Here is a 13,000-nt window from a genome sequence, read left to right on the forward strand (position 1 = left end):
AGGAGAACCCGGTCACGGCGCCCGACGGCAGCAGAGAAAGACAATGAGACACGAGATCACCTCCTTTCAGTTGTTGACGACTGAACAGGCATATAGCCATCGCTACGGAGGGCTACAAGCGTTGTTCGGAAAAAATACTGCCGTGATATTTATGAGACCCGCATCAGTTTGAAACCAGATCAGGCGAAGGCCCGTTCTTCCCGCAGGTGGCGCAGGCGGGCGAGCACCGCTGGCTCGATCGCCACCTGGAGGTGGGTGTGCCCCTCGTCGTCGCGGCGGTCCAGCACCTCGCCATGGGCGTAGAGCCAGGCGAGCGTCGCGCCGTCGGCGTGCGCCACGTCCATCTCCACCACCGCCCGGCCGGCGGTCATGCGGCGGTCGAGGATGCCGAACAGGTCGTCGAGCCGGTCCCCGGTGGCCGCGGACACCGCGCAGGCGCTGTCGGACCGGTCGGTCCGGGCGAGGACGGAGGCACGCTCCTCCCCATCCAGGCGGTCGATCTTGTTGGCGACCTCGATCACCCGCGGGTCACGCTCCGGATCGATGCCGAGGTCGCGGAGGATGGCCTCCACGTCGGCCTTCTGCGCCTCGCTGTCGGGATGCGCGATGTCGCGGACGTGCAGGATGATGTCCGCCGCCTGCACCTCCTCCAGCGTGGCGCGGAAGGCGGCGACCAGGTGGGTCGGCAGATCGGAGACGAAGCCCACCGTGTCCGACAGGATCACCTTGCGCCCCGACGGCAGAACCACCTGCCGCATGGTCGGGTCGAGCGTGGCGAACAGCAGATCCTTGGCGAACACGTCCGCACCGGCCATCCGGTTGAACAGCGTGGACTTGCCGGCGTTGGTGTAGCCGACCAGCGCCACCACCGGATACGGCACCTTGGCGCGCGCCTTGCGGTGCAGGCCGCGGGTGCGGCGGACGTCCTCCAGCTCCTTCTTGATCTTGACGATCCGGTCGCCGATCAGCCGGCGGTCGATTTCCAGCTGGGATTCGCCGGGACCGCCCAGGAAGCCGAAGCCGCCGCGCTGCCGTTCCAAGTGGGTCCAGGACCGCACCAGCCGCGACTTCTGGTAGCTCAGCGCCGCCAGTTCGACCTGAAGCTGGCCTTCGTGGGTGCGGGCGCGGTCGCCGAAGATCTCCAGGATCAGGCCGGTGCGGTCGATGACCTTCGCCTCGAAGGCCTTTTCCAGGTTGCGCTGCTGGACCGGGGTCAGCGCGTGGTCGACGATGACCAGGTCGATGGCCTCGCCGTCGGCGCGCGCCCGCTCCAGCGCCTGCGCGTACTGCTCGATCGCGCCGCCGCCCAGGAGGGTGGCCGGGCGCGGCTGGTTGACCTTGACGACCGCGGCCTGCGCCACGTCCAGGTCGATGGCCGACGCCAGGCCCACCGCTTCCTCCAGCGAGGATTCGGGGCTGCGGTCGGACTCGGTCCCGCGAAGGACCGGGTGAAGAACAAGGGCGCGGCCCGCAGAGGATTGGCGGGTGGACCGCTGGTTTTCGGTATTCAGTTGCGTACCCATAAGGTTCCTTCGTCGTGCCCGCGCGTCAGGCGCGGGCCAGTTCGCGGCCCTTATCGGCCGCAGCAATCTTTTGCTCCTTGGCGCTCGCCACGACGGCCCTCTGGACCTTTTCGAAGGCGCGCACCTCCAGCTGGCGGACGCGCTCGCGCGAGACGTGGAAGCGCTGGCTCAGCTCCTCCAGGGTCAGCGGTTCCTCGCGCAGGCGGCGGGCGACCAGGATTTGCCGCTCGCGGTCGTCGAGCACGCCCAGGCCCAGCTTCAGGAACTGCTGGCGGCGCTGCCGCTCTTCCGCTTCGGCCAGGCTGGCTTCCTGGTCCGGGCGGTCGTCGGCGAGCAGGTCCTGCCACTCGCTGTCGCCCTCCTCCGCCAGGGTGGCGTTCAGCGAGCGGTCCATGCCCAGGCGGCGGTTCATCTCCACCACCTCGGCCTGCGGGACGTTCAGCTCCGTGGCGATGCTCTCCACCGCCTCCGGCGTCAAATCCCCGTTCTCAAGATCCTGCATGCGGGCCTTCAGGCGGCGCAGGCTGAAGAACAGCTTCTTCTGCGCACCGGTGGTGCCGATCTTCACCAGCGACCAGTTGTGCAGCACGTATTCCTGGATGGACGCACGGATCCACCAGCTGGCGTAGGTGGCGAAGCGGAAACCCTTGTCGGGGTCGAACTTCTGCGCCGCCTGCATGACGCCGACGTTGCCCTCGGCGATCAGGTCCGACAGGGGCAGACCATAGCCCGAGTAGCCCCGCGCCATCTTGAAGACCAGGCGCAGGTGGCTGCCGACCAGCCTGTCGAGCGCCGCCCGGTCCTGCCGATCCCGCCAGCGGATGGCGAGGTCGCGTTCCTGGTCGGGCGTCAGATAGTCGTACTTCCGGGCTTCCTGCAGGTACTGCTGCATCGGCTCGGCGGAAGCGATGTGGGATGCCATCGTTCTGTCTCTCCAAGCCGACCGGAAGGACGCCGTCGGGCATTCCCTGCGGCGTCCTTCCGTATCGGTCTTCGTTGTGGTTGAAACTACGGGGTTGGTGCTACGGAGTTTGTGCTCAGGGCCGGCATTCGACGCTGCCGGCGGGCGTGCATCGCGCGTGGATGCGAAGAACTGGGGTGCGTTGAGAAGGACCTCCCCGGCCCCGCGGGCAGCGCCATGATCCGGGGAGATCACGGCAGCCGGCACGCCGCAGGACTGGGGAGGAGGGGTGGGGCGCGCTGTCTTCAGCGCCGCCGAACCAAAAATCGATGTACCTGGGTTGAAGCGTCGAAGCGAAGCGCCGTTATCAGCTCGCCGCAACAGTTCCTATATAGATCGTGCGCCGCATCTTTCAAGATCAATGGAAGCTCAAGGCCTCGACGTTGCTTGTGTTTTTGGCATCGCGCACTTGACCTATGTAGGCGTTTGAACGCCCTTCTTCAAGGTCACGACGCCCGATTTCAAGCCTTTTCGCCCTTGATGGCTCGACTTCAGTCTGTGGGCTTTTCGGTGGGAACGCGGAGATGGTGACAGGGCCGGGCGATCGCAAGAGGGCGCCCATCAAAAATCGCCGGGTCAAAAATCGCCGGGCTATGGATCTCGCCGGTCATCCGTCAGGGGAAGTGGGCGGCCTGCCCCAATGTCGGAGCTTGGTTCGCTCGGGCCGGCCGCAAGCCCGCTTCAATGAGCCCCGACGATGCCATCACCCGCCGGTTTCCCGCAATCGCACATGCGGCTGGCGCCCCAACGGGTGGTGCCGGCGCCAAGTGGACTCCACGCTTCGGGCGATGGCCGCCCCGACAGGCGATCCCCCTCCACCGAAAGTGGGGGATCAAACCACCAGCGTCGCGGCGATCGTGCACATGACGATGCCGATGCCGACGTCCAGCACCCGCCACGCACCGGGCCGCGCGAAGACGGGCCGCAGCAGCCGCGCGCCGTACCCCAGCGAAAAGAAGAACAGGAAGGACGCCGTCATCGCGCCCAGCGCGAAGGCGTGCTTGCCCGCCGCGAACTGCGTGGACACGGAGCCGACCAGCACCACCGTGTCGAGGTAGACGTGCGGGTTCAGCCAGGTCAGCGCCAGGCAGGTCAGCAGCGTCGCGCCGAGCTCGGCCGGAACGGCGGCGGCCGGCGTCAGCGCGCTTCCTGAGCGCATGGCCGCCCGGAAGCTGCGCAGGCCGTAGACGAGGAGGAAGGCCGCGCCGGCGTAGCGGGTCGCCGCTTCCAGCCACGGCACCCAGGCGCTGGCTTGGGCGAAGCCGCCGACGCCGGCCAGGATCAGCACGGCATCGGACACCGCGCAGGTCAGGCAAACCGCCAGGACATGCTCGCCGCGCAATCCCTGGCGGAGCACGAAGGCGTTCTGCGCCCCGATGGCGACGATCAGGCTGAGGCCCAGCAGCAGGCCGGGAACGAAGGCGGACAGCATGGCGGCCCTTTCCGGTTGCGGAGGCCATTCCGCTACCACGGCCCGCTGGATTAGAGTGATTAAAGTCTTTTCAGTGACTTAAGGAACGCTAATCCATGCTGGACTATGCCCTGCTCGCCGCCCTGGCGGCGGTTATCCGCACCGGCAGCTTCGAACGGGCGGCGCAGCAGCTCCACGTCACCCCCTCGGCCGTGTCGCAGCGCGTGAAGCTTCTGGAAGAGCGGTTGGGGACGGTCCTGGTGGTGCGGGGGTCCCCCTGCACCGGCACGCCGGCCGGCCAACGCCTGTGCCAGCATGTCGAGCAGGTGTCGCTGCTGGAAAGCGAACTGCGGCACGAGCTTCCCGGCATCCAGCACAGCGGTCCGCCGGTGACGGTGCGCCTCGCGGTGAACGCGGACAGCCTCGCGACCTGGTTCGTCGACGCCATGGCCGAAGCGCCGGACTGCCTGTTCGACCTCGTCCTCGACGACCAGGAGCACAGCGCCGACTGGCTGCGCCGGGGCGAGGTCCTGGCGGCGGTGACCGCCAGCGCCAAGCCGGTGCAGGGCTGCGACAGCACGCCGTTGGGCGCCCTGCGCTACGTCGCGACCGCCAGCCCGGCCTTCGTCCGGCGTTACTTCCCCGAGGGAGTGGACACCACCTCCCTCGCCCGCGCGCCGCGCCTGACCTTCAACAGCAAGGACCGGCTGCAGGCGCTGTGGACGGAACGGGCGTTCGGAGCGGAGATCGCATCGCCGACCCACTGGCTGCCCTCGTCCCAGGCCTTCATCGACGCGGCGCTGGCCGGGCTCGGCTGGGGCATGAATCCGGAGATGCTCGTCGCCGGACATCTGCGCGACGGGCGGCTGGTCGCCCTGGTCCCGGACCAGCCGCTGGACGTGCCGTTGTTCTGGCAACGGAGCCGCATCGCCAGCCGGACGCTGGCGGGCATCACCCGAGCGGTCCTCCGCAAGGCCGGCGCCACGCTGCACCAGATGCCATGAGATCAAGACGGGAGCGGCTTGGCCGATCCGGCGCGATTTCAGGAAACACTTCCAATCTGAGAATCATGCCCGAATTTAGTGATATTACCCCATAAGACGCCCAAATGTCGTTCAGCAACCCCAGCCGAACTAGCCTGTGATGGCAAGTGATGCCAGTGGACGTTCGCACTATATGGAACGCTCAGCAATCATCCGCTTGAACATTCGCTTTGTGCGGATGAAAGCAGGCCACTCATATACACGTCAAGGGAAGGGACATGGCCACCACAATCACCGGAAATACTGAAAAATACCAAAATGGCTCGTGGGTGGCCACCAACAACGTCTGGGACCCGGGAAACCTGGTCAACGGAAAGGACTTCAACCAAAGCATCACATTCAACAACCCTGAGACGCCAAACGGCACGGTGATGTCCTGGAGTTGGCCGTACGACCCGAGCAAGCCGCTCACCTACAACAACTATCCCGTAAAATCCTACCCAACCCTGATCGTCGGCCAGAGCCCCTGGGAAGACACGCCGTCGACATCGCAGAACTTCCCGGTTCAGGTCGGCGGCATCAACGACTTCAAGGTCTCCTACAGCTTCGGCCTTTCCGGAGACCAGAACCTCTACAATGTCGCGTTCAGCTTCTGGGTCGGACCGGACCCCTCGTCCGGGACACAGGGTGTGGCCGACGAGATCATGGTCTGGGTGCACACCGGATTCTTCACGCCGGACGGATCCCAGATCGGAAGCTTCAAGGATTCCAACGGCAGCGGCCAGATATCCAATGTTCCCGTCGGAAAAAGGGATTGGGAATACACCGCCTACGAATACGGCAAGGACACGCTGAGCGGCACGATCGACGTCGGGGCCATCCTGAAGGACCTGACGGCCCGCGGCATCCTGGACAAGAACCAATACCTTCTGGACATGGAGGTCGGCTCGGAAGTCGCGGCCGGCCGTGGCGGGCTGACGGTGAATTCGCTCAGCTACACCCTGAACGGCCATTCGGACACGTCCGGCTCTGGTACCGGAAGCGGCGGGACCGGAAGCGGGGGAACCACGCCGAACACCGGGACGGGCGGGACGACGCCGAACACCGGGACCGGCGGGACGACGCCCAACACCGGAACCGGCGGCACAACGCCGGACACCGGAACCGGCGGGACCAAGCCGGACACCGGGACCGGTGGCACGACCACGCCGACCACCGGGACGGGCGGCACCCCGCCGGACACGGGAACCGGCGGCACGCCCCCCAACACCGGGACGGGCGGAACCGTGCCGAGTACCACGCCGGACACCGGCGTCGGGACTGGAACGCCAACCGACACGGTGCCCGGGGACAGCCAGCCGAGCACTGCGGTTGGCGATACGGGCGGAACCCCGACATCCCCCGTGTTCTCGGTCAGCGACCAGACGACCGGAACGCACAGGACGGCCCAGGCCGAAGCCTACAAGGGCCCCGTCGCGTCCCTCAAGAACCAGTTCATTGGCTCCGACGACAACGAAGCCGTGGTCGGCACCGCCGACAACGACTTCATCAACGCCAGGAGCGGCATGGACGCCATCGACGGCAAGGAAGGCGACGACGTGCTCGACGGGGGCACCGGGTCGAACTTCCTGACCGGCGGTTCCGGCACGGACACCTTCTTCGTCGATGGCCGCGGCGGCGACGTCACCTGGTCCACCATCACGGACCTGCAGCAGGGCGAGTGGGTCATCGCCTGGGGCTGGAAACCGGACGTGTCGAAACTGTCCTGGGCGGAGATGGAGGGGACGGGCACGTCCAAGGGCGCCACGGCCCACATCGACCTCGACGGCAACGGCCGCATCGACATGAGCATCACCTTCACCGGCATGACCCCGGGCGCCCTGATCAACCTCCCCGGCCAGACGGGCGATTCCAGCTATCTCGCCTTCAAGCCGTCCTGATCCGGCTGGCCTGATGGCGGCGGCCTGAATGTTCCGGTGGTCCGGCGCCGGCGTTCCGACGCCGGACCACCCCTGCGCCCGCGAGTCGCGCCGAAATTCCCGGCAGAACGACGCGTGCATTATTGACGGCGGTCAAGGACGGCCAAATTCCCCGCATCCAGCATTCCCCGCACAGTCTTGAGGCGAAATGGCCCAAGGCGAATTGGCGCGAGGAAATCCCATGCAGGCAGACTCCATCCCGGCCGCCGGCATCGGCCACAATTCCCAGACAGCCCCGATCGGCGTCGAGGTGCGGTTGTTCAACAGTTTGGTGAAGGCTTGCCCGACCGTCCCCGCCCGTTCGGCCGTTACGCTGCCACCCGGCACGACCATCGGCGACGTGGTCCGCCAGCTCGGCCTTCCGGAGCGCGAGATCTTCCTGGTCCTGGTGAACGGACGCGACGTGACGCCGAGGCTGGGCGTGCCCGTCGAGACCGGCCGGGTGTTGGAGGACGGGGACGTCGTCGCCTTCTCGGGCCCGGTTCCCTACAGCTGGGGCTACGGCGCCTGCGTGGTGTGAACCGCCAGTATCGTCCCTCGAGGCCGCTCGCGGGCATTCCGGTCGTCCACGTCCGCGCAACGGCTTCGGCTTCGTTCTGTTGCCCTCATGCCGGGCGCACCGAACAGCCGAGGGGACAATGGGCGACGAGATGACTCCCGAGGATTTTCTGCCCGCGGATGCCAGGGCACGCTTCGATCGCATCCGCGCGGCGGCCCGAGAGGTTTTCGGCGACGACTACAAGGCTCGTGATTTCCTGGTGCGACCGCACCCGCGGCTCGGGAGCCGCCGGCCGATGGAACTCCTGCTCACCGAGGGCGACGACGGCGTCAGGCGTGTCCAGGACATCCTGCGGGTTCATCGCACGGCCACCAAGCAGTAAGGTGCCCGGCCGCCCACCGGCACCATCAAGGACGGGGCCGAGCCGCGGAGCCGCGGCCCGTACCGCTCCTGTGGCCTTGGGCCGTCAGGTCGGGTTTTGGGATCGGCCCAGACGAACAGCCGGGACATGACGGTTTCCATGGGCACGCCCGCCACGTCCGCGATCTCGCGGTAGGACGGATCGTTCACAAATCCTTGGAGCGGGAACCACCAAACACTCCCGCAGATCAGCGGGGACTCGTATGCAACCCCGCCAAGCATCTTGTGGCGACAGACCATACGCCTTGGGCAGGAACCGACACAGCTTCACACGGATTTACCGCGCCTGCCTTTCCGGTCCGGAAGGTATTTGTGAGGCGCAGGCAGGAGATAGCACCTGTTTGGCTCACCCTTTTGTTGCCTGCGCGCTGTACCCTTCATCGGATTAGCGGGTCACAGAGACAAGAGCCCTCCAATCAAGCTTGGCCTGAGCAATAAGCCGGCTTTCTCGTCAATACGACGACTTTCTATCCAATGCCCAAGCATTTCCAACCGACCGCGAGAGCCACTTTATGTCACGGCTATTTACATCGCTAACTTTATGTTAACCAAACTTCTTATGACCTGATTAAGCATGTCGGCCCAACCTCCGGATGAACAGAGCCGAAGGTGGTATGAGGTCTGACATGGCAACCGACACAACTGACCTGATGGATGTGACCTTCGCGGTGAACGCCTGGGGCGCTCCGGCGGGTGGCAAGTGGCCGCATTTCGTGCTGCGCCTCGATGGTGTGCAGATCGGGGAAGCAACGGTCGCATCGGCCAGCCAAACCCGATACACCTTCACCGCGCGCGTCCCGGCCGATCAGGCCCACAAGCTGCAATTGCAGTACGACAACGACGGCTGGGTGAACGCAGAGGACCGCAACCTCTTCATCAAGTCGTTCGAGGTGAACGGCACCCCGATCCTCAGCATCGACCCAATCGTCACCTACGACACCGGCGACATCGACGGAAAGAACGTCATCGCCGGGCAGACGGAGATGTTCTGGCGCGGCGCGCTGAACGTGGACATGCCCAAGACGCTGTTCGCCTCCGCCCCGCCCACCACGACGACGCCCCCGGCCACCATGACCAGCACGATCGTGGTCAACGCGTCGGGCGTGTCGGCGAACGGCACCCCGCCGCACTTCAAGCTGCTGGTGGACGACAAGGTGGTCGGCGACGCCTGGGTGAACGCCACGTCGTCCACCCCCTACAGCTTCAAGGTCGACGTGGACCCGAACGAGGCCCACAAGATCCAGGTCTGGTACGACAACGACTCCACGGTCAACGGCCAGGACCGCAACCTGTTCGTCCAGGGCATCAAGATCGACGGGCAGGAGATCAAGTCGACCGACTCCATGGCCTCCTACGACAAGGGGCCGGTGGACGGCAAGTTCGTGGTCGGCGGGCAGGAAGGCCTGTTCTGGGGCGGCGCCCTGACCTTCGGCGTGCCGGAGGATTACTTCGGCGGCACCTACGTGCCCCCGCCCCCGCCGCCCCCGCCGCCCGTCCTCTCCCCGGTGGACATCACCGTCACCGCCTGGGGCCAGTCGGCCGGCGGCGTGCCGCCGCACTTCAAGGTGGTGGTCGACGGCAAGGTCATCGGCGACGGCCGCGCCACCTCCGGCACCCCGACCGCCTTCACCTTCAAGACCGACCTGGACGCCACGCAGGCGCACAAGGTCCAGGTCGTGTACGACAACGACAGCACGGTGAACGGCCAGGACCGCAACCTGTACGTCAAGTCGGTGTCGATCAACGGCCACACCGTCAACGCGACCGACAGCATCGTCACCTACGACAAGGGTGCCGTCGACGGCAAGGACGTGGTCAAGGGGCAGGAGGCGCTGTACTGGGGCGGCGCGCTGAACGTCAACGCGCCGGCCGACCTGTTCCAGCCGGCCCCGCCCCCGCCGCCCGAGCCGCCGACCGCCCCGGCCTTCTACGTGGCGGCCAACGGCAAGGACAGCTGGTCGGGCAAGCTGGCGGAGCCGAACGCCGACGGCACCGACGGCCCCTTCGCCACGCTCGAAGCCGCCCGCAACGCCATGCGGTCGAGCAACATCGACACGACCTACGTGCGCGAGGGCACCTACCACCTGACCAAGACGCTGGAGCTGACGTCGCTCGACAACGGGCACAGCTTCCGCAACTACCCGGGTGAAAAGCCGATCCTCAGCGGCGGGGAGGTCGTGAAGACCTTCACCAACGAGGGCAACGGCATCTATTCCGCCAAGCTGTCCACGGCGACCGACCTGGACCTGACCATCGGCGGCGTGCGCCAGCATCTGGCGGAAAAGGGCGCGTTCGACAGCGCCGACCCGACCTCCGGCTGGTATTTCGCCGACGTCGGCAGCGGCGGCCCCAGCGGCTGGGCCATCCGCTACCACAGCGGCGACATCTCGTCCGCCGACCTGGCGCCCGGCACCAAGATCCAGGTGATGGACGCGGAGCGGCTGTCCGACACGCTGACCGACGTGGTCAGCATCAACAACGCCAGCCGCCAGATCATCCTGAAGAACGGCGCCTCCCTGCCCTTCACCGAGGGCACGACCTACAAGCTGCTGAACAACGCGGCCTTCGTGGACCAGGCGGGCGAGTTCGCCTGGCGGGCGTCGGACGGCAAGCTGGTCTTCAAGCCGGCCGACCCCGCGCATTTCGCGCAGGACGGCGTGGAGGTCGCGCGGCTCGGCACGCTGATCCGCCTGAAGGGGGCGAGCGGCGTGACGGTGGAGGGGCTGGAGTTCACCAACACCACGACCGGCGGCAACGCGCTGGAGCTGTCCGGCGCCTCCAACAACCACATCGGCAACAACAGCTTCCTCAACGTCGGCACGGCGATCAAGCTGACGGCCGGGTCGTCGCACAACCTGATCGGCGGCAACGTCCTGGACCATCTGGCGGTCAACGGCATCGACCTGGACGGGCGCAGCAACGCCAACACCATCTACGCCAACGACATCTCCCACGTGGGCGAAGTGCGCAAGGCGGTGGCCGGCATCATCGGCACCGGCGTGGACAACAACCTGATCTCCAACAACGACGTGGACTCCAGCGCGCGCTACGGCATCTCGCTGAAGAACTGGGACTCCACGAACATCAACCACAACAACATCATCCAGTACAACCACGTCACCAACACCGGGCTGGAGACGGCGGACGGCGGCGGCATCGAGGTGCTGGGCCGGTTGGGCGTGGACTCCGGCACCATCATCCGGGGGAACTGGGTGGAGAACACCGGCGGCCTCGCCACCAGCAACACCGACCAGTGGCTGTACGGCCAGAAGGGCTTCGGCATCTATCTGGACGACATGGCCGGCGGCATCACCGTCACCGACAACTTCCTGAAGAACACCGGCTGGGCGGCGGTCCAAATCCACGGCGGCGACAACAACACGGTGTCGAACAATTTCTCCATCATCGACGCGAACAACCACGACTTCATCCGCGTGGAATGGGCGCCGGTGCACGGCGACGCCGGCCTGCCGCGCAACAACACCATCACCGACAACATCGTCAGCGGCACGCTGCCGCTCGACGACTACATGGAGCTGCTGACCGCCGGCACCCCGGTGATCGACAACAACCTGGTCTACAACGTGCCGAAATACGGCGACCACGACGTGATCGGCAAGCCGCTGTTCAACAACCCCTACTACGGCGACTATTCGCTGCAGGCGGGCTCCCCGGCGTTCGGCATGGGCATCCATGACCTGGCCTGGAGCAAGATGGGGCTGGACGGCTACGCCACGACCGACGCCATGCCGCACTTCTGGGACGCGTAAGCCCGAAGAGATACGGATCAAAGCACGGGCGGACTCTGTTCTTATGGGGTATTCCCCAGGGAAGGAGGTTCCGCCCGTGTTCCGTCACCGCTCCCTGATCCGTCTTTCCTTGACCCTGCCGGCCCTGTTGGCCCTGACCACCGCCTGTGCCGATCCCGGCGCCGATGCGGCACTGGCCGCGCAGAGCGCGCTGGTCGGCATGCCCAAGGGGACGCTGATGTCCTGCGCCGGCGTGCCGCAGCGCGAGACCGCCAGCGGCGGGCTGGAGTTCCTGACCTACCAGGCGGGATCCGTCAGCTACTACGCCCCGCCGCCGCCCATCGGCTACCCATGGGGCGCGCCCGGCTGGCGGCGCCGCGCGCTGGACTACGACCCGTGGGACTATTACCCGCCGGTTCCCGGCGACGTGGTGGACCGCCGCTGCGAGGCGACCTTCACGCTGGACGGCGGCGTGGTGCAGCGGCTGGTCTACCGCGCATCGTCACAAGGCGCCTGCGCCGCCATCGTGCAGAATTGCTTGGCCCTCGTGCCGCAGCGCACCATATCGAGGGGCGCCCCGCAAGGGTAAGGCACCGGAGCGAGCCCGCACAGAACCCGACCGCATGAACCCGACCGCATGAACCGTCTAAGACCCCTGATGCGAAGCGCGCTGGTCGCGCTGTGCGCCGCCCTTGCCGTTCCGGCCGTCCTGCCCCCGCCAGCCGCGCGGGCGCAGGAGGCGAGCATTTCGGACAACAAGCCGAAATTCGGGCCGGACGCCGTGCCGATCACCCAGGACCGCGACTACCTGCGCCGGGCGGAGGCGCCGGACTTCTGGGCGCTGATGCCCTACTACGTGCCGCAGCAGTCGGGAAGCGCCTGCTCCGTCGCCAGCGTGGCGATGATGATCAACGCGCTGCGCGGGCTGCCGAACCCATCCACCGAACGGCTGGTCACGCAGAACCGCGTGCTGAACGAGGTGGACGACGACGTCTGGAAGGCCGCCACGGCGGAGAACGGCGACGGCGTGTCCTTCGCTGATTTCGAAACCTACGTCCGCCGCTCCGTCGCCGCCTTCGGCCTGGACGCGGAGGTGGAGGTCTTCCGGCCCAAGGACAGCTCCCCGGAAACGCTGGCGGAGCTGCGCCGGATCCTGACCGACAACGAGCGCAGCGGCCGCGACATCATCCTGCTGGCCTACGACCAGGGAACCCTGACCGGCGACGCCACCGTCGGGCACATCGCCCCGCTCGGCGCCTACGACCCGCAGCGCCGCCGCGTGCTGGTCATGGACGTGGACCGGCTGTGGTACGTGCCCTACTGGTCCAGCGACGAGAAGCTGCTGGAGGCCATGGTCAAGCCGGACCGGTCGGACCCCACGGGCAGCGGCATGGTCCGCGTGCGCCTGCGCGGCGGGATCGCCGAGCGCAGCCCGCTTTGAACGGGGCGCGACCAGTTGTCGCAATGAATTCAAG

At 66.7% G+C, this 13,000-nt stretch carries 10 protein-coding genes; 7 read left to right on the plus strand and 3 right to left on the minus strand.

Annotated features, from left to right (window positions below; translation table 11 throughout):
• Window positions 1-179 precede the first annotated feature (179 nt).
• From hflX to J2851_RS26390, 3 genes are all read right to left on the minus strand, one after another.
• A complete protein-coding gene (gene hflX / locus J2851_RS26380) occupies window positions 180-1,523 on the minus strand; it encodes a GTPase HflX (protein ID WP_209770038.1) in 1,344 nt (447 codons plus the stop codon).
• Window positions 1,524-1,548: 25 nt separating this feature from the next.
• Entirely contained in the window at window positions 1,549-2,445 is an 897-nt protein-coding gene (gene rpoH, locus J2851_RS26385) for an RNA polymerase sigma factor RpoH (RefSeq protein WP_209770039.1), read from the minus strand.
• Between the two features lie 871 nt (window positions 2,446-3,316).
• Window positions 3,317-3,916 carry a LysE/ArgO family amino acid transporter gene (locus J2851_RS26390; RefSeq protein WP_209770040.1) on the minus strand — a complete coding sequence of 200 codons (600 nt, stop codon included), beginning with the start codon at window positions 3,914-3,916 and terminating at the stop codon, window positions 3,317-3,319.
• 95 nt (window positions 3,917-4,011) lie between these two features.
• Here J2851_RS26390 and J2851_RS26395 point away from each other — a divergent pair, with 95 nt between their 5' ends.
• The 7 genes from J2851_RS26395 (at window position 4,012) to J2851_RS26425 (ending at window position 12,966) form a co-directional block, all read left to right on the plus strand.
• Window positions 4,012-4,899 carry a LysR family transcriptional regulator ArgP gene (locus tag J2851_RS26395; protein WP_209770042.1) on the plus strand — a complete coding sequence of 296 codons (888 nt, stop codon included), beginning with the start codon at window positions 4,012-4,014 and terminating at the stop codon, window positions 4,897-4,899.
• A 308-nt stretch (window positions 4,900-5,207) separates the two neighbouring features.
• Window positions 5,208-6,818, plus strand: a complete 1,611-nt coding sequence (locus J2851_RS36060) for a GH12 family glycosyl hydrolase domain-containing protein (RefSeq protein WP_343206623.1) — start codon at window positions 5,208-5,210, stop codon at window positions 6,816-6,818.
• Between the two features lie 220 nt (window positions 6,819-7,038).
• Window positions 7,039-7,377, plus strand: coding sequence for a MoaD/ThiS family protein (locus J2851_RS26405; RefSeq protein ID WP_209770044.1), 339 nt, complete (start codon window positions 7,039-7,041; stop codon window positions 7,375-7,377).
• 118 nt (window positions 7,378-7,495) lie between these two features.
• Complete coding sequence (locus J2851_RS26410; protein WP_209770046.1) at window positions 7,496-7,738, plus strand: antitoxin Xre/MbcA/ParS toxin-binding domain-containing protein; 243 nt, start codon at window positions 7,496-7,498, stop codon at window positions 7,736-7,738.
• A gap of 664 nt (window positions 7,739-8,402) precedes the next feature.
• Entirely contained in the window at window positions 8,403-11,546 is a 3,144-nt protein-coding gene (locus J2851_RS26415; RefSeq protein ID WP_209770048.1) for a carbohydrate-binding domain-containing protein, read from the plus strand.
• A gap of 76 nt (window positions 11,547-11,622) precedes the next feature.
• The gene (locus J2851_RS26420) at window positions 11,623-12,114 is read left to right on the plus strand and encodes a hypothetical protein (RefSeq protein ID WP_209770050.1); all 492 of its coding nucleotides are present in this window, start codon (window positions 11,623-11,625) and stop codon (window positions 12,112-12,114) included.
• A 69-nt stretch (window positions 12,115-12,183) separates the two neighbouring features.
• On the plus strand, window positions 12,184-12,966 hold the full coding sequence (locus tag J2851_RS26425; protein WP_246500934.1) for a phytochelatin synthase family protein: 783 nt from the start codon (window positions 12,184-12,186) through the stop codon (window positions 12,964-12,966).
• The last annotated feature ends 34 nt before the right edge of the window (window positions 12,967-13,000 follow it).

The organism is Azospirillum rugosum (genome assembly GCF_017876155.1).
Lineage (GTDB): Bacteria > Pseudomonadota > Alphaproteobacteria > Azospirillales > Azospirillaceae > Azospirillum > Azospirillum rugosum.

Excerpts from the sequence above, each read along its gene's own strand:
- hflX (WP_209770038.1), bottom strand. The coding sequence starts at position 1,523 with ATGGGTACGCAACTGAATACCGAAAACCAGCGGTCCACCCGCCAATCC.
- rpoH (WP_209770039.1), bottom strand. The coding sequence starts at position 2,445 with ATGGCATCCCACATCGCTTCCGCCGAGCCGATGCAGCAGTACCTGCAG.
- J2851_RS26390 (WP_209770040.1), bottom strand. The coding sequence starts at position 3,916 with ATGCTGTCCGCCTTCGTTCCCGGCCTGCTGCTGGGCCTCAGCCTGATC.
- J2851_RS26395 (WP_209770042.1), top strand. The coding sequence starts at position 4,012 with ATGCTGGACTATGCCCTGCTCGCCGCCCTGGCGGCGGTTATCCGCACC.
- J2851_RS26405 (WP_209770044.1), top strand. The coding sequence starts at position 7,039 with ATGCAGGCAGACTCCATCCCGGCCGCCGGCATCGGCCACAATTCCCAG.
- J2851_RS26410 (WP_209770046.1), top strand. The coding sequence starts at position 7,496 with ATGGGCGACGAGATGACTCCCGAGGATTTTCTGCCCGCGGATGCCAGG.
- J2851_RS26415 (WP_209770048.1), top strand. The coding sequence starts at position 8,403 with ATGGCAACCGACACAACTGACCTGATGGATGTGACCTTCGCGGTGAAC.
- J2851_RS26425 (WP_246500934.1), top strand. The coding sequence starts at position 12,184 with ATGCGAAGCGCGCTGGTCGCGCTGTGCGCCGCCCTTGCCGTTCCGGCC.